The sequence below is a fragment of the Kribbella yunnanensis genome (assembly GCF_039529655.1).
GTDB lineage: Bacteria > Actinomycetota > Actinomycetes > Propionibacteriales > Kribbellaceae > Kribbella > Kribbella yunnanensis.
Genome location: NZ_BAAANF010000015.1, coordinates 138,497 through 156,829, shown reverse-complemented (window position 1 = coordinate 156,829; position 18,333 = coordinate 138,497). Strand labels below are relative to the sequence as shown.

The window sequence follows — 18,333 nt, the reverse complement described above, 5'->3', positions numbered from 1 at the left end:
GTGGACAGTCATGGCTCATCCTCGAGACGATCACCTGCAAGAGAAGGGCGCCTCGCTTCGCGCGGGGCTGAAGCAGTCGACCCGTCCCGATCCCTTGCGGGTAGCGGGCGAAGACGCCAGGGACGAGGCAGCGCGAGCACAGGCCCTCCCGCGGATCGTGCACGGCGAGGGAAGGCGGCTGGCCGACTGGGTCCGGGCGAACGCCCGGACACTGCCCGATCTGCTGCACGGTGTCGGCGGCGTACTGTTCCGCGGCTTCGAGGTGGGCGGCGTGGACGGTTTCCGTGAAGTCTGCCTCGGTTGCATCGACGACCTCATGCCCTACCAGGAACGATCCACGCCCAGATCCGAGCTGGGCGACCGGATCTACACCTCCACCGCGTACCCGGACGACCAGACCATCCTGCTCCACAACGAGTTCTCCTATGCCCAGGCCTGGCCGTTGAGGATCTGCTTCCACGCGCTGAAGCCATCGGAAGGGGGCGGCGAGACCCCGATTGCCGACTCGAGGCGAATCTACTTGAACATCCCTCCGCACGTCCGCGATCCCTTTGTCCGCAAGGGGGTGATGTACGTTCGACGCTACGGCCATGGCCTGGACCTGTCCTGGCAGGAGACCTTCTGTACCGAGGACAAGGCCGAAGTCGCGGCTTACTGCCGCCGCAACGCCATCTCCTTCACCTGGGACGGGGACAGGCTCACCACGCGCCAGGTGCGTCCCGCCGTTGCCCGGCATCCGATCACCGGCGAGACGCTGTGGTTCAACCAGGCGCACCTGTTCCACCGGAGCGCGCTGCCGCCCGATGTGCGGGAGGCAATGGAGCGGGTGCTGAACGACGACTTTCCCCGCGAGGCTCTGTACGGCGACGGTACGCCGATCGAGCCGGCGGCACTGGCGCTGATCGGTGCGGCCTTCGACGAGGCCAAGGTCGTCTTCCGCTGGGAGAAGGACGACGTGCTGTTGCTCGACAACATGCTCGTCTGTCACGGCAGGAATCCGGTGCAAGGGGAGCGGAAGGTCCTGGTGGCGATGGGCGAATCGGTGTCGCGCGATGAGACGACGGCCGTGGCGGGTCCCCGCTGATGTGCGGCATCGGAGCTGTCTACGCCTTCGGGGCCGCCGTCGACCCGCGGGTGCTGCCGCCGATGCGGCGGCTGCTCGCGCATCGAGGGCCTGACGACGAGGGCGAGTGGATCGCGCCCGGCGCCACGGCCGGCTTGGTCCACACGCGCCTGAGCATCATCGGGCTCGAGCGTGGCCGGCAGCCGATGCTGAACGAGGACGGGCGGCTGGGCGCCACCGTGAACGGAGAGTTCTACGACTTCGAGCGGATTCGTCGCGAACTCGTTGCCAAGGGCCACCCGTTCGGCAGCGACTCCGACAGTGAGATCCTCCTGCATCTGTACGAGGAATCCGGCGAACAGTGCCTCGAGAGTCTCCGGGGCGAGTTCGCGTTCTGCCTGTGGGACGGCGGGCGCGGCAGGTTGTTCGCGGCCCGTGACCGCTTCGGCGCGAAGCCGCTGTTCTACGCCCACTGGAACGGCATGCTGCTGGTGGCGTCCGAGATCAAGGCGCTGCTGGCCGCCGGCGTACCGGCTCGGTGGGACCTGACGGCGACCTTGGGTCAGCTGTTCCTTTGCCTGCCCGAAGACGGAACCCTGTTCGAGGGGATCCGTCAGCTTCCGCCGGGGCATTTCATGCTCGCCGACGCCGGCGGTGTGCGCATCGAACGCTACTGGGACATGGACTATCCACTGGAGGCGGAGGCCGGCGGGGACGAGTCCGGCCACGTCGATCGGCTCCGAGCGGCACTGGAGGAAGCGGTGACGCTGCGGCTGCGCGCGGATGTGCCGGTCGGTTGCTTCCTCAGCGGTGGTTTGGATTCGTCGTCGGTGCTGGGCATCGCCTCCCGGCATTCGGCCTCGCCGTTGAGCGCCTTCACGGTCTGTTTCGAGGATTCCCACTACGACGAGAGCCATTATGCGCGGGGGATGGCCGACTTCGCGGGAGCTCGCTTCGTCCCCTCGGCGGTGCGCGGCGCCGACCTGGCGGCTCATTTCCGGCAGGCCGTGTGGCACGGCGAAATGTTCGCCCTCAACGGCCATGGTGTCGCGCGCTACCTCCATTGCCAGGCCATCAAGGACGCGGGCTGGAAGGTGGTGCTCTCAGGCTCCGGCTCGGACGATCTGCTGGGGGGATACCCGTCGGCGCGGCAAGACATGCTGCAGATGATCCGGCTACGGTCGGGCGCCCGCCCGGATCCGCAGCCGGGTCTGTTGCCGGGCGTGCGGGCCAAGCTGGGATTCGTGCCGTCCTGGATGGGCAAACTGGCCACCGACCGCTCGTTGTTGTTGCTGCTGCTCCATCCGCAGATGGTCGAGCTGTACGAGCGGCAGGATCCCTTCGACGCCTTCGTCGATGCCATCGACCCCGGACAGTTGCGGGACAGGGACCTGGTGATCCAGTCGTTGTACCTGTGGACCAAGGCGTTTCTCGGGAACTACGAACTGCTCGCCGAACGCCTGGAGATGGCGCACGGCGTAGAGGTCCGGCTGCCGTTCCTGGATCATCACCTGTTCGAGGTGATCAAGATGATCCCCTCGCACCTGCTGATCAAGGAGCAGCAGGAGAAGTACGTGCTGCGGCAAGCCGCCCGGGGATTCCTTCCGGACCTGGTCCACGGGCGCAGCAAGCATTCCTTCACGGCGCCGCCGATCACCCTGGAGACCAAAGGCCCGTTCCACGAACTGCTGCAGGACTCGCTGCGCAGCCAGAAGTTCGGGGACGTGCCGCTGTTCGATCAGGTGGCGGTGATCGAACTCCTCGATCGGCTTCCTGATCTGGGCGAGGACGTCAAACTCTCACTGGACGGTGTGATGACGATGATCTTGAGTTCGGCCCTGCTGCAAGAGTTCCATTCACCGAGCGCGTGAGGACGAGGTGCGAGCGGACATGGAGGATGACAAGCCGTCGGCCTATCGCTGCTCACAGCAGCAGATTCGTTCCTCCCGGCTGCGGGAGTCGGGCCGCCTCCCGGCGCTGCAATCGGTTTCGTGCGTCGCGGCCGCCTTGGATCCGGCGCGCCTGCGCCAGGCCTGGCAGCAGGTGCATGCGGCCTATCCAGTGCTCTCCGCCCGGATCGGCCGGACGGCCGACGGCGGCGCGCCGATGCAGGTCGTAGATCGCGACGAGATCCGGGCCGCGGCGTTCGAGCTGGCGGCTGACGTCCTGGACACCGATCCATCGCGGCTGAACGGACAACTCGACGCCCTCACCCAGGCGCAAGGCGCCTTGATCGGTGGCGACCTGTCGAGGCTGCTGCTGGCGATCGATGCGGCTCAGCGCAGCTGGCTGGTGCTGAGCGTGGCCCCGGAGTGTTGTGACGCGACCAGTGTGGGAATTCTGCTCGCTCAGTTGCTCGACTCGTATGCCTCCGGGGCCGGGCCTGAAGGCGAGGAGATCGACTATCTGCGCTATGCCCAGTGGCAGTACGACGCCATGCGCGAGGCGGAGGCACCGGAGTTCGCCCGGTACTGGCAGACCCAATGGCGCGAAGGCGCCGATCCCCTCTCCTTCCTGCCACTGATCGACGGGCCGCACCCGGTCACAGCGCCCGAGATCGCCGTCGACGTCGCGATTCCGGCGGACCTCGTGGCCTCGTTGCAGTCCGCCGCGGCGAGGACGGAAACCTCGCCGGACCAGGTGGTCCTGGCCGGCACCGCCTGCCTGCTCAGCCGGCTGAGCGGCATGGACAGGTTGTGTCTGGGCTGGAGCTTCAACGGCCGGACCCTGCCCGAGCTGTCTCGCACCGTTGGGCCGCTCGCCCAGATGCTGCCCTTCGGGGTGCACGTCGCCGCGGACGACACGACAGTGGGCCTGATACGGCGGATCGGCGCGGACCTCGAGGTCGCCACCGATCTCCAGGACTTCGTCGACTGGCGGGAACCGGGGACGGGGCAACAGACTCTCCCATTCAGCATCGAATGGCTGGATGCCGAGGCTCCCGCCTCGTCCGGCTCCGCGGGCTTGAGTCTGCGAGGGGGCGACGCGGCGTACACGGTCAAGCTCACGGTGCAGGAACGCGGGAACGCTCTCCGAGCTCGCTGGAGCTACATCCCGGGCCGCATCGACGCCGTGTTCGTCCGGCACCTGGCCGAGCAGTGGCTGGACCTGCTGCCGCGCTTCCTCGAAGGCGACGAACTGCCGGCGGAGCTGACGGTCTCCTCCGAAGCCGAGCACCGGCTGCTGCGAACGTTCGCCGGCGATCCGGCTCTCCCGCCGTACGGCGCGCCGACGATCCTCGACCTGATCGACGGCCAGGTGCTCAGCGGCCCCGATGCCATTGCCGTGCGCGACGAGGAGTCCTGCCTGACGTACGCCGCGTTCGACCGGCGCACGCGTGGCCTCGCGGCGGCGATGCGGTCACACGCCGAACAGGGGCTGGTGGGAATCGATGCGAGATTCGGCATCGACGCGGTGGTGCTGATGATCGCCGCACTGCGGGCGGGCCTGGCCTATGTTCCTGTCGACTTGCAACAGCCTCAGCAGCGGCTGGCCTCGCTGATAGCAGAACAGACAGAGCTCGTCGTGTTCGGCCTGCGGCCTGATCCGGGTGCTGCTGCCGGCCGCATTCGCCATGTCCTGCTCGAACCCGCCCAGCCGATGGCTTCCTTGCCGGAAATCGTGCCGGATGCTCCGGCGTACGTCATTCTCACCTCCGGCTCGACAGGTGTGCCGAAGGGGGTAAATGTCAGCCATCGCAGCTTGGCGGCGTCCACGCAGGCCAGGCTGACGTACTATCACGACCAGGTCGATCGCTACCTGCTGCTCTCACCCCTGCAGGTCGACAGTTCCGTGGCCGGCATCTACTGGACCCTGGCCTGCGGCGGCGAACTGTTGCTGACCTCCGACACGGGCCGGCGCGACGCCACGCGCATCGCCGAACTTCTGCGGGAGGCGATGCCTTCGCACCTGCTCTGCATCCCCTCGCTGTACAAGCTGGTGCTGGAAGCGGTGGACTCCACGCGGCCACCGTCGCTGCGGGCGGCGATCGTGGCAGCCGAGCGGTGTCCACGCGAGATTGTTGCTCAGCACAACGAAATCCTGCCCGAAGTTGCACTGTTCAACGAATACGGCCCGTCCGAGGCGACCGTGTGGGCGAGCGTTCTCTCCTGCCGCGGATATCCCTACGCCAGGATCTCCATCGGCCGGCCGGCGCCGCATACCGGACTCGATGTGCTGACCCAGAGCGGCCGGGCGGCGGCTGTCGGCGAGACCGGCGAGATCCACATCCGTGGGGCGCTTGCCTCGGGCTACTGGCGCGATCCGCGCGAAACTGCCCGCTGCTTCCTGCCCGACGCGAGCGGCGGCACCCGCGGGGCAAGACGGTACCGCACCGGTGACTATGGTTCCTGGAACGCGGACGCGTCGCTCACGTTCGCGGGGCGGCGCGACGAGCAGGTCAAGGTGCTCGGCTTCCGGGTCGAGCTGCCAGAGGTCGCCGCGGCGATCGCATCGCACCCGATGGTCAAGGAAGCCCATGTAGGTTTCCTGCCTGAGAGCGCGGAGCTGGTCGCCTATGTGGCCTGCGAGCCGGAGATCGCCTTCGGAGCCCACCGGGAGCAACTGGCCGGGCATCTGCGAAGCCGCCTGCCGGAATTCATGCATCCCCGCCGGTGGGTGCACGTGCCCAGCCTGCCGCGATTGCCCGGCGGCAAGATCGACGCTCAGCGCCTACCGGTGCCGGACACCTCCACCGGCGCACCTCCTGCCATCGACGATCCGCTGGAAGCACTGGTGGCGTCGATCTGGCGCCGGTACCTGCCGGCCAAGGCCATCGGGCGCGATGACAACTTCTTCGCCTGCGGCGGAAACTCCCTCAACGGCGTGCAGATCGTCTCCAGTCTGCGCGATGCGCTGCAGACGGATGCCATCGGCCTGCCGCACTTGTTCGAAGTCCCGGTCCTGTCCGGCTTCGCAAGCACACTGCGCCAGCTGCTGATGGCTCCGGACGGGCCGGACGAAGCGGGGATGACCGCGCACGAGGCGGTATTCGACGCCACTGACCCGGCCGTGACCTCGCCGGCCTCCTTCTTCCAGGAGCGGCTGTACTTCCTGCATCTGCTCGACCCCGATGCCGGGGTCTACAACTGTCCATTTGCCATCCATGTCGAAGGGCCGATCGACCCCGCCGCGATCCAGCGCTGCTTGCGGCTTCTGCAGGAGCGGCACCCCGCTCTGCGTACCCGGCTGCGGATGGCCCACAGCAAACTGGAGCAGGAGGTCGGTGTCGCGGAGATCGATCTGCAGCACGTGGACCTGCGTGCGAGCGGGACCGCCCCGGCCGCCGTCGACGCGCTCGTACTGGCCGAAGGGACCAGGCCGTTCCGCCTGGACGGCGGCACGTTGTTCAGGGCAAAACTGCTCTTGCTGGATGACCGAAGCAGCGTCCTGCTCGTCACAGTGCACCATGCCGTGTTCGACGGTTGGTCCCTGCGAGTGCTGATCGCCGACTTCAAACGGCTGTACGACGCCGAGATCGGCGCCGGTGACGCTGCGGAACTGGAGCCGGCGCCGGCGTACGGGGCCTTCGCTGCCCACCAGCAACGGCTGTGGGCGGATGGCGCCTGGCGGGATCAGCTGCGTTACTGGCTCACTGAGCTGCAAGGGGTGGCGGCCACACCGCCGGTTCCAACCGACAGGCCCCGCAGCGAAGCGCAGCAGTTCGAGGGCGAGGTGCTGCATTTCGAGTGGCCCGCTGCTCTGATCTCGCGGGTTCGGGCGGTGTGTCAGCAGGGCAACATGACCGAGTTCATGTTCTTCGAGGCGCTCCTCGCGCTGGTGCTGCACCGCTACGGCGGGCAGGACGACGTCCTGATCGGCGTGCCGGTGGCCAATCGCCGGCACCCGGGCGCGGAGCAGATGATCGGCCCGGTGGCGAACACGCTTGCGATCCGCAACCGGTTCCGGACGGGCCTGACCTGGGAGGCGCTGTTGGCACAGGTGCGAGCCACCGCGGTGCGCGCCTACTGCAACCAGGACGTGCCGTTCGAGAAGGTGGTGGAAGCACTCCAGCCGCCCCGGACACTTGTGGCAGCTCCGCTCTTCCAGGTGATGCTGGCCGTGCAGAACATCGCGATGGAGCCTTTCGACCTGGCCGGAGTGCGCTGTGAAGTGCTACCGCACCGCAGCCGCACCGCCAAGTTCGACCTGACCCTGTCATTGTTCACCGAAGGCGACGGGACGAGCGGCCAGCTGGAATACAACACCGCGCTCTTCGAACGCGGTACGGCGCTACGCGTGCTGGAGACGCTCGAGCAGGCCCTGAACGCAGTGCTCGATCACCCTGATCTGCCGTTGCATCGGCTGGACCTCCTCGCCGCCGCGGAGAAGCGCCTCCTGAGCGAGTGGAGTCCGCCGTCGGCCGCCCGCGACGACGCCACTTTGGTGTCGCTGTTCGAGGCTCAGGCGCAGAGCAGGCCGGACGCGATCGCCGCGGTTTTCGGCGACGCTTCGCTGAGCTACTCGGAACTCGACACGAGAGCCAACCGTCTGGCTCGTCATCTGTGTGCGCACGGGGCACGACCTGACAGGCCGGTCGCCGTCATCGCTGAGCGTTCGCTGGAGCTGGTGGTGACGCTGGTGGCCATCCTGAAGGCGGGGTGCTCCTATCTGCCGCTCGACGGCGATGCCCCCCGAGCGAGGCTGGAGAAGATCTGGACCCGCGCAGGCAAGCCGCCCGCCGTCACCGATCGACGCCGCGCACAGTATTCCTTCCTGGGCGCGGAGGAGATCTGTCTGGCCGAGTACGACCCTGTCGACCAGCTGGAAGACCTGCCGCTGGATCTGATGGTGGATCCCGGCCAAGCGGCCTATCTGATGTACACCTCCGGCTCGACCGGGGAGCCGAAGGGAGTGACGATCCCCCATCGCGGCATCGTCAACCGGCTCCGCTGGATGGGCCGGGAACTAGGCCTCACGACTGCGGACACCGTGCTGCAGAAGACGCCCTACACCTTTGACGTGTCGGTGTGGGAGTTCTTCTGGCCGCTGACGTCGGGGGCGCGCCTGGTCCTCGCGCCTCCGGGTCGGCACGCGGATCCTCGTGTGATCCGGGCCTTGTTGCAGGCCGAGCAGGTCGGTTATGTGCATTTCGTGCCGTCGATGCTCAGCTTCTACCTGCAGATGAGCGGCTTCGAGGGCCTGCCGGCCCTTCGTGCTGTGGTCAGCAGTGGCGAGGTGCTGGACGCGGCCTTGTGCCAACGCTTCCTGGAGCAGTCCGAGAATGCACAGCTGCACAACATGTACGGACCGACCGAAGCTTCGGTGGACGTGTCCTCGTGGCGATGTGTGAGTGCCGAAGCCCCGGTGCCGATCGGGCACCCGATCGACGGCGTGAGCCTGCACGTCGCCGACGCCGCGCAGACGCTGGTGCCGTTGGGGGCAGTCGGAGAACTGCTGATCGGCGGTGTGGGCCTGGCCCGCGGCTACCACGCCGATCCGCGGGCGACCGCGCGATCCTTCCGGCCCGACGATCAGCACGGCGGCACCGGTGCCCGGCTGTATCGTTCCGGGGACCTGACCCGCCGTCGTGGCGACGGCGCCCTCGAGTTCCTGGGCAGGTCCGACGACCAGGTCAAGGTGCGCGGCATCCGCATCGAACTGGGGGAGATCGAGCGGGCGCTGTGGACGGTGCCCGGCGTGGTCGAGGTCGCGGTGGTGGTGGTCGGTCCTGACACACCCGAAGCCCGGATCGTCGCTTATCTGACCGGTGTGGACACGGCCGCGCTCGCCGATGCCCGTCAGCACGTCGCTGGGCTGCTGCCGTCCGCCATGCTGCCTGCCGACCTGGTCGCGCTGGAGGAGCTGCCCAGGCTTCCGAGCGGCAAAGTGGATCGGGCCTCGCTCCTGAACCGGGACTGTCCGGTCCGGCCCCTGGTGCCGTACGCCCCCGCCACCGAGACCGAGCGGAGTCTCGCCGAACTCTGGAAGGAGCACCTGCAGGTGGCGGAGATCCAGGCCGATGCGGGCTTTTTCGCCGCCGGAGGACATTCGCTGAGGGCCGTCGCCATGCTCGCCGATCTCAACCGCGACTTCGGCATCAACATGACCCTGCGGACGTTCCTGGACAGCCTGTCGTTTCCTGATCTGGCCGGGCGCGTCGACGCGCTCAGACACCTGCGGGACACCCGCGTCGACTCCTGGTCCAGCCGGCGCTCCGCCGGGGAAGTGGAGGGATCGCTATGAGGAGTCCGGCTCTGACCGATCGGTTCGCCGTGCTGGCGCACGCGCGCGCCCTCGGGATTCTCTTGGCCGAACGCGACGGGGACCTCGTCTATCGCGGGCGCCGGGAGGCGGTCGGAGCCGATTTCCTGGAGGCGCTGCGCCGCCACAAACAGGGGCTGCTGCAGCTTCTGCGGGAGGAGCTGGAGGAGGAGCACGACCTCGTGCCGCTGGCGGACCCGACCGGCTCGAGCGAGCTGTCGCCTCAGCAGGAGCGGCTGTGGGTAGTGAACCAGATGGCCGCAGGGACGGCTGCGACGAATATCCCGGTGGTCTGCCGTTTCCGCGGCGTACTCGAGCCGGCTGCGCTCCAGCGGGCATTACATTTCCTGGTCCGCGATCACGCGGCGCTCAGGACCTGCTTCGTGATGGAGCGGGGCGCGCTGCGCACCCGGACGAACGGTCACGGACAAGTGCTACTCGAAACCCACGAGCCTGCCGATGCGCCGGACGACGGCGAGGCGATCGTGACGGAGGTGGTGCGACGGCCCTTCGACCTGGCGCAGGCGCCGCTACTGCGTGCGTGTTTCATCCGACTCGGCCATGACGACGCGGTCTTCGTCGTCGTGGTTTCGCACCTGATCGCGGACGCGGTATCGCTGCAGCTGCTCTGTGAAGACCTCGCCGAGCATTACGCAGCCGAGCTGCGCTCCGCTCCGCTGCCGCACCGGACAGGTGGTCTCCAGTACGCAGACTACGCAGCTTGGCTGCGACGCAAGCTGGCAACAGGTGCCTTCGACGAGAGGCTGTCCTACTGGACACAGGAGTTGGGAGGCAGGCTTCCGGCCCTGCGTATCGCCGGCGATCATGTCGCCACGGAATCCCTGGGCATGGAGGGTGCGGCCGAACCTGTCGTCCTCCCGGCGGATCTCACACGCAGGCTCGCGAGCTTCAGCAGGACGCAAGGTACCTCCACGTACCTTGTCCTGCTGGGTGTGTTTCTGCTGCAGCTGTATCGCTATTCGTCGGAGCGTGACCTGCTGGTCGGTACGCCGGTCTCGGGCCGGGACCGCGAGTCGCTCGCAGGGATGATCGGACCGCTGGCGAACATTCTGGTCTCACGCCATCAGATCGCCCCGGCGGACGGTTTCGCGGACCTGCTCGATCGGGTCCAGCGGACCTGGCGCGAGTCGCTGGCCAACGAGGTGCCGTTCGAGCTGCTGCTCAACAAGCTCCGCCCCGAACGTTCGTCCCTGCGCAGCTTGTTCGTACAGGCGATGCTCGACGTCCGGATGTCCGGGACCGAGGAACCCCGTCTGCGCCTCGGCGAGGCGACCGGGGACCCGATCCTCTTCGATACCGGGGCCGCGAATTTCGATCTGCATCTGTCGCTGTCCGAGCGGGACGACGCACTGCAAGGGGTGCTCGTCTACCGGACCGGCCTGTTCGAGCCGGAGACCGCGAAGGAGTTCGCCGCTGACTTCGTTGCTCTGGTGGAGCGGGCGCTCGACCGGCCCCAGGACAGCGTGGCCCAGCTGCTGTCGCCTCGCGGCTGCGTCAGGAAGCCTGTGGTTGTGGCCGCCAACTTCCTCGCCGAGACAGTGGCCGACTCCCTGGAGAACTGGCTGGAACGCCTCGGGATCCGAGCCAAGACCTGCATGGTCGGCAGGGACGAGCTGCTGCCCGCCTTGCTGGACCGCGAAAGCCCTTTGGGTGACCGGGACGCGGTTCGGGTGGTGTTGCTCGACCCGGCTCCGCTGCTTGCGGACGCGGACCTGAGAAGGATGCTGGTCGCAGCTCTGGCCGAGTGTGCCGGTGCGGGAGGGGAGCTGGTCTGCGCGATCCTGAGCCCCGCCGGCGAGGACAGGCACTGCGGAGGCGACCAGCTCGCCGAATTGGTCGAGGAGATCGATGCCATCGCCGGCCTGGCGATGGAGGATCTCGGCACCCTCGCGGACCTTTACGGCGTCGAGCAGATTCGCGAGCAGGGCCATGGCGCCGAAGCAGGCCTGCGCTACACCGAAACCTACGGCCTGGCAGTTGCCACTCAGGTGGCGCGTTGCGCCTGGCGCAGCCTGTCCGCCCCACCGAAGGTCATCGTGGTCGACTGCGACAACACGCTCTGGGACGGGGTGTGCAGTGAGATGGCCATGGAAGAGCTGAAGGTGGACAAGCAACGGCTCCGCTTCCAGCGCCTGCTCCTGCGGCAGGCGGAGGCCGGTGTGCAGATCTGTCTGTGCAGCCGCAACGACGAGGCCGACGTACTGAAGGTGCTGGACGAGCATCCCGACATGCTGGTGCGCAGCGCCTCGGTGACGGCGATGAGGATCAACCACCTGCCGAAATCGCAGAACCTGGCCTCGATCGCAGCTCAGCTCAGCCTGAGTACCGACGATTTCGTCTTCATCGACGACGATCCACGCGAATGCGCGGAGGCAGCGAGCAACCACCCGGAACTCCTGTGGCTGCAGTTCCCGCGGGAGACCGCGTCGATCAGCAGCTGGCTCGACCATCTCTGGGTGCTGGACCGGGGACGGCAGTCGGAGCAGGGACGCATCCGTACGTCCTTCTACGCCGGTAACGAGCGTCGTACTGCTCTCGCTCGGCGCCTTGCGACCCTGCGGGCTCTGCTCCGGGAGAGCGAATTCACCTGGGAGGTGCGCGAGGCATCGGATGGGGACGACGAGCGGATCGCCGAACTCACCCGGCGCACCAACCAGTTCAATCTGAACCGGGGCCCGATGAGCGCTGCCCGGCTGACGGAGTGGCGCGGGCAGCCTGGCGCACGTACCTGGGTACTGAGTGCGCGCGACCGTTTCGGTGACTACGGCACGGTGGGCGCAGTGCTCACGCGCGCGCAGGGTGCGCACCGCCGGGTGGAGCAGTTCCTACTCAGCTGCCGGGCGATGCATCGGGGCCTGGAACACGTCTTGCTGCGGGCAGTGGCGGACTGGGCGGCCACCTCGGGTGAGGCGGCCCTGCAGCTGATGTTCCGGTCGACGCCGAAGAATGTTCCGGCGCGAGGTTTCGTGGACGCAGTGGCGGGGCTGGAAGGCGCCGAGAAGACGGCGGAGGGCTGTGTGGTGTCCACCGCTGACATCGGCCCCGGCTTGGACCGTCTCCAAGCCCAGCTGCTCGACAAGCCGTTCGCGAGGCCGACGGACGCTGTGGCCGGCCCACACCTGGTTCCGGCGTCGCCCAGCAGGGTCGATCGCCGCACCGGAGCGGCTCACGACGTCCTGCGGTCGCTGGCGGCGGAGCTGCCGGACATGACTGTGATTGCCCGGGCGATGCGGCGGAGCGGGAGTGCCCGCGACGTTCGAGTCGAGTGGGTTCCGCCCCAGAGCGAACCACAGCGCATGGTGGCCGCGATCGTCGCCGAACATCTGAATGTCCGCGATCCAGGACTGCGGGACAATCTGTTCGCCCTCGGCCTGGACTCACTGCGGGCTCTGCAGATCGCCTCGCGCCTGTCCGGGCGTGGCTATGCCGTCAGCATCGAGGACGTCTTCGCGCAGGTGACGATCGAATCGCTGGCGCTCTTGTGCGAGGCACCGGGGCAGCGGGCGGATGCGCAGGCCGGTTGGACCACCGCGCACCAGGCGTTCTTCGGCGATCTCGATGCGCGCCAGATCGAGGCGCTGCGCGCCGACGGCGTCGAAGCCGCCTATCCGCTCTCCTCGACGCAGGCCGGAATGGTGTTCCACGCTGACCTCGACCGGGAAGCCTCGCTCTACCAGGTTGTCGATTCCTTCAAGCTGCGTGGACCGTTCCACGAGGACACCTTCCGGCAGGTGCTCGCGTACATCGTGCGTAAGCATCCGGCGCTACGGACCTCCTTCGAAATCGCCGGCTTCCGGACGCCCCTGCAGCTGGTCCACAGCGATGTGGACATCCCGTTGGAGATTACCGATCTGTGCCCGTTCGGGCCTGCCGCGCAGCAACCCCGGCTCGACGCCTGGTTGGCGGCCGAACCGTTGCGGCATTTCGACCTCGCGACGCCGCCGTTGGTCAGGTATGCCGTGCACCTGCTCGACGACGACGTTTTTCAGGTCACGTTCACTCAGCACCATGCGATGCTGGACGGCTGGAGCCTGAACTCCTTGGTCAAAGAACTCCTGGGGGCCTACTCCACGGTCCTTTCCGGCCGGGAACTGCCCGCGCCGGTGCCACCGGCGCCGACGTTCGCGGACTTCATCGAGCGGGAAGGGGCTGCCGCACAGTCTGCCGAGCAGCGCGATTTCTGGCGGCGCAAGCTGACCGGCCTGCGAATCTCGGAGGTGCCGAGCCAGGGCCGGCGTGCAGCGCAGGAGGAGGTCCGCGCCGACGTTCGCCATGTCTTGCTTCCCCTGTCGCTCAGCCGGGCTCTGTTCGACACCGCGCAGCTGGCCGGCGCACCAATCAAGTCCGTCCTGCTGGCTGCTCACATCCGCGCGGTGATGTACCTGACCGGTGAGGTCGACGTGGTGAGCGGGTTGCTGGTCAACGGCCGGCCCGAAGGCGGTGAAAGTGACCGCAGCCTCGGCCTGTTCGTCAACAGTCTCCCGTTCCGGGTCCGGGTCAACGGCGGTAGCTGGCTGGATCTGATCGGCGAGGTGTTCGCCCGTGAGCGGGAGCTCTATCCGTATCGGTTGTTCCCGCTGCGGGAGCTGCAGAAGATGAGCGACTCCGCGCAGTTGTTCGAGTACATGTTCACCTTCACACATTTCCACGTGCTCGGCGGTACCCGGGGCAGCAAGCGCTTCGAGGTCCTGGACACTTTCAACTTCGTTCGCGACAACTTCCTGCTGCAAGCGTTCTTCGACATCGATCCGTTCGACAACGAGAACATTCGCCTGATGCTCGGTTACGACGCAGGCCGTGTTGCGGCCGACGAGCTGGACCGGGTCGCGGTGCTGTATCTGGAGCTGCTGACCGAGATCGCGACCGCACCGCAGCGCACCTGCTTCCCGATCGCGCTGCCGGCCGGCGTAGCTGGGCACCTGAAGCGACGCCCTGGACGGCAGGAGTCGAGCCCTCGGCTGTTGCCGGTGCACCGCCAGGTGGCGTTGAACGCGCGCCACCGGCCGGACCACATCGCCCTCGCCGGGGAGGGCGGTCAGATCAGCTACGCCGAGCTCGATCGCTGCGCAAGGTCGATCGCCGCCGCGCTGATACGGCGGGGGATCGGCCCCGGGAGTGTCGTCGCGGTGGCGATGGAGACGGGACCGGAGACAGTGCCGGCGATGCTCGGTATCCTGCACGCGGGCGCGGCCTATCTGCCGGTCGATCCCGCCTACCCGGACGAGCGCATCGAGTGGATGCTGAGCGACTCCGGCGCCGATGTTCTGATCGTAGAGCGCGGTACCGCCGGGACCGCCGACGGTGGCATCGGGATCTGTCAGTTCCACGACCTGCTCACCGATGGCCCGATCGATGAGATCGACGACGAGAGCGACGCCGGACCGGAGCTGGCCTATGTGATCTACACCTCCGGCTCCACCGGGCGTCCGAAGGGGGTGATGGTCTCCCACGAGTCGCTGTCGCACCTCTTCGAGGCCAGTCGTTCGACATTTCGTGGCACGCCGGGACAGACCTGGTTGCTGTTCCATTCGCTCTCCTTCGACTTCTCGGTCTGGGAGATGTGGGCGCCGCTGGTGGCGGGAGGCACACTCGTGCTGCTCGAACAGACCCGGCGTCTGGATCCGGACGCGCTGCGCCGGGGCCTGATCGAGCGCCAGGTGGACGTGCTGAATCTGACGCCCTCCGCGGCAGCGCGGTTGCTCGCTGCCTCAGGGCCTCTGGACGAGCTCGCGCGGACCTGGCCGGTCCAGCGCCTGGTCCTCGGTGGCGAGGCGTTGCCGAGGGCCTTGGCGCAGCGGTTGCTGGCGGCGCATATCGCCCCGTGGAACTTCTACGGACCAACCGAAGCCACCGTGTGGGCCGGCGCTCTCGAGATCCGTGGCGAGGCTGATCTCGACCGGCTCGGTCGGCCGTTCGAAAACATGACGCTCGATGTGCTGGCGCCAACGCTGCAGCAGGCCGTCGTCTTGGTGCCGGGCGAGATCTGCATCGGAGGTAAGGGGCTGGCACGTGGCTATCACGGTCGTCCGGCACTGACCGCAGAGCGGTTCGTACCGGACCCACTGGGGCGCAGCTCTGGTGCTCGGCTGTATCGCACCGGCGACATCGGACGCTATCTGGCCGATGGCGACCTGCAGTACCTCGGACGCCGGGATCAGCAGCGCAAGGTGCGTGGCTACCGGATCGAGCTCGGCGAGATCGAGACGGTGCTGCAGGCGGTGCCGGAGATCGCGGAGGCTGCCGCGGTGGTCCTGTCCGGCGACGGGCAGACGCTGGTCGGGTATTACGTCGTCAAACCCGGTTCGGCGATCGGCAAGGCGACCCTCCGCACGGCGCTGGAGCGTCAGCTGCCAGGCTACATGCGCCCCGAGCACCTGATCGAGCTGACGGCTTTTCCGATCACCCCCAACGGAAAGCTGGATCGGGCCGAGCTGTGTACCCGGCCGATCTCCGTCGAGCTGCCGCCTGCGGAGGCCTTGAGCACCGATGAGTTCATCGCCGGGGAGGTCTGGGCCTCCGTGCTCGGGGTGCCGGTCGAGCGCGCGGATGCGCACTTCTTCGAACTGGGGGGCGATTCGGTCAAGGCCGCTCAGGTCACAGCGCGGCTGCGGTTGCGGGTGGGTGATGCGCTGCCTCTCAGGGAGCTGTTCCGCAACGTCACCTTGAAGGACTATGCCGCGGTGCTGCCTCGCTATCGCGGCGAAGTGGCCAGAATCAGGCAAGAGTTTCCGCTCCGCTCCGCCGGTGCCCTCGAGGCACCGCTGACCCATGCGCAGCGGCGGCTCTGGATCGTGGACCAGCTGGCGGAGCACAAGGCGGTCTACAACATCCCGGTGGTCTTCGAGTGCCGTGGGGAGCTCGACGTACCCGTGCTCGAAGCAGCGCTGCACAACGTCCTGCGCCGGCAGCGAGCGCTTGCGGTCCGCGTCAAGACCGTCGACGGCGAACCGATCCAGGAGTACCGGCCGGGGCCGCCGGCCAAGCTCAGCCGGCATTCGCTGGGGGAAGCCCTGAGCGGATGCGACGACGAGGAGCGCGGACGGATGATCGAGCAGCGCATCCTTGCTCTGGTCCGGACACCCTTCGATCTGGAGGCGGGCCCGCTGCTCCGCATCGACCTGCTGGAGGTGGACGAGGGGCTCGCCTACGTGGTCGGAGTCATTCATCACCTGGTGGCCGATGCCTGGTCGGTCGCGCTCTTGCGCGCCGAACTCGCCGAGCAGTACCGGCTCTGTGCCCAGGGCGGCATTGATCAGGCACAAGCTCTGGAAGTCGACTACTTCGACTACGCCGTCTGGCAGCACGAAATCCTCACCGAGCGGCAGCTGCCGGCCTCCTACGCCTTCTGGCGCGAGAAACTGTCGGGTGGGCCGCCCGCGTTCTCCCTTGGTGCCGGGGCGGCGCCGGATCCTCGGCAACGAGTCCATAGCTCGGCGCTGGAGTTCGACGTCGCCGCATCCGAGGCTCTCAAGGCACTCGCGCGGCGGTGCGGCGTGACCCTGTTCAGTTTGCTGCTGGCGGCCTTCAAGACCACTCTGTACCTGCAGTCCGGGCAGCGCGATCTGTGGATCGGTACCGGGGTGGCCAACCGTACGCATCCGCTCACCGAACCGATCGTGGGTCTGTTCGTCAACACGCTGGTGTTCCGCACGCAGCTCCAGCGGTCCTGGTCATTGGCCCGGACCGCCACCGAAGTGCAGAAGCAGGTGCTCGTGGCGCATGAGCATCAGGAGGTGCCCTACGAGGAACTGGTGCGCCTTGCCAATCCGCCACGAGTCGGCCGGGACAGGCCGCTGTTCCATGCGTTGTTCGAACTGCACAACGCGCCCAACCCCAGGATCGCGCTTGCGGGCCTGGAGCTGGATCCGATCGAGATCGGCAACGGTTTCGCCAAGTACGGCATCTCGCTGCAGCTCCAGGAGAAGCCGTCCGGCCTCGGTGGCCACCTGGAGATCGACGCAAGCCGGTACACGAGGCAGGACACCGAGGCTATGTCCGACGTCTTCTTCCAGGTCGTGGAGACCCTGTTACGCGATCCGCAGACGAGTTTGGCCAGTCTTCCAGCCCGAAGGAGCCCCGGATGCTGCCCTTGACCATCGAGGCCGGTCCGGCCGGCACGCTGCAGTCCTGGATCGGAGACAACGACCAGCACGTCCGCGACGCGCTGAACTCCCATGGCGCACTGCTCTTTCGCGGCTTCGGGGTGCGTACGGCCGCCGACGTCGCGCTGGTGGCCCGGAGGGTCATGGAGCGGCCGCTGACCGAGAACGGGGAACACGTTGCCGTCTCCGGCACCGGTGGAGTTGTGCAGACCCCGGTCTTCTACGCGCCTGAATCGAAACTGCTGTGGCACAACGAGAACACCTTCAACGACCAGTGGCCCGGCCGGATCCTGTTCGTCTGCGGGCGCAAAGCGGACAGCGGTGGTGACACACCTCTGGTCGACAGCCGGGAAGTGTTCCGGCGGCTTCCGCGCGAGATCCGGGAGCCGTTCCTCGGCAAGGGGGTCATGTATGTCCGGAACTACGCGGACGGACTCGGATTGTCCTGGAACAAGGTGTTCGGGACCGAGAGCAGGGCCGAGGCCGAGGCGAAGTGCCGGCGGGACGGGTTCAGCTACGAGTGGCGGCCCGACGGCAGCCTGACGACAGTCGCGGTGCGCCCGGCGGCCGTTCAGCATCCGCAGACCCGGGAATGGACCTGGTGCAACCAGGCGCAGCACTGGCACAGTGCGTGCCTCGATCCCGTGGTGCGCGACTACCTCAGCGAGGCGATGCCGCCGGACCGCTATCCGCGGATCTGCCGGTACGGCGACGGCAGCCCGATCCCCGATGCGGTGATGCAGGCTGTTCTGGCCGTCTATCAGGAGCTGGAGGTGGTGTTTCCGTGGCAGCAGGGCGACGCGCTGCTGGTGGACAATCTGCTGGTGGCCCACGGACGCAACCCGTATCGCGGTGAGCGGAAGCTGTTCGTGGTGGTCGGAGACACGCTGTCAGCCGGTCGCTTCGAGCCCCGGCCGGATTGAGCGGTCGCCGCGCGGCCCTGAT

Annotated in this window: 5 protein-coding genes; all 5 read left to right on the top strand. The window is 67.5% G+C overall.

Translation table 11 applies throughout. The features are described from left to right. The first annotated feature begins 10 nt into the window (after window positions 1–10). The 5 genes from ABD231_RS20485 to ABD231_RS20465 are packed head-to-tail and all read left to right on the top strand — an operon-like array spanning window position 11 to window position 18,311. Window positions 11–1,084: a TauD/TfdA family dioxygenase gene (locus ABD231_RS20485; RefSeq protein WP_344154132.1), complete on the top strand. Its 1,074-nt coding sequence runs from the start codon at window positions 11–13 to the stop codon at window positions 1,082–1,084. After that, window positions 1,084–2,934, top strand: coding sequence for an asparagine synthase (glutamine-hydrolyzing) (gene asnB, locus ABD231_RS20480; protein WP_344154129.1), 1,851 nt, complete (start codon window positions 1,084–1,086; stop codon window positions 2,932–2,934). Before ABD231_RS20485 ends, asnB begins: the two co-directional genes overlap by 1 nt. Window positions 2,935–2,953: 19 nt before the next feature. Continuing rightward, window positions 2,954–9,247: an amino acid adenylation domain-containing protein gene (locus ABD231_RS20475; protein WP_344154126.1), complete on the top strand. Its 6,294-nt coding sequence runs from the start codon at window positions 2,954–2,956 to the stop codon at window positions 9,245–9,247. Continuing rightward, window positions 9,244–17,379 (top strand): amino acid adenylation domain-containing protein, encoded by an 8,136-nt coding sequence (locus tag ABD231_RS20470; protein ID WP_344154123.1) that lies wholly within the window; start codon window positions 9,244–9,246, stop codon window positions 17,377–17,379. Before ABD231_RS20475 ends, ABD231_RS20470 begins: the two co-directional genes overlap by 4 nt. After that, window positions 17,367–18,311, top strand: coding sequence for a TauD/TfdA family dioxygenase (locus ABD231_RS20465; RefSeq protein ID WP_344154120.1), 945 nt, complete (start codon window positions 17,367–17,369; stop codon window positions 18,309–18,311). The genes ABD231_RS20470 and ABD231_RS20465 overlap by 13 nt, the downstream gene beginning before the upstream one ends. The last annotated feature ends 22 nt before the right edge of the window (window positions 18,312–18,333 follow it).

Bases quoted from the DNA above. Each gene is read 5' to 3' on its own strand.
- ABD231_RS20470 (WP_344154123.1), top strand. From the start codon at position 9,244: ATGAGGAGTCCGGCTCTGACCGATCGGTTCGCCGTGCTGGCGCACGCG.
- ABD231_RS20465 (WP_344154120.1), top strand. From the start codon at position 17,367: ATGCTGCCCTTGACCATCGAGGCCGGTCCGGCCGGCACGCTGCAGTCC.
- ABD231_RS20485 (WP_344154132.1), top strand. From the start codon at position 11: ATGGCTCATCCTCGAGACGATCACCTGCAAGAGAAGGGCGCCTCGCTT.
- asnB (WP_344154129.1), top strand. From the start codon at position 1,084: ATGTGCGGCATCGGAGCTGTCTACGCCTTCGGGGCCGCCGTCGACCCG.
- ABD231_RS20475 (WP_344154126.1), top strand. From the start codon at position 2,954: ATGGAGGATGACAAGCCGTCGGCCTATCGCTGCTCACAGCAGCAGATT.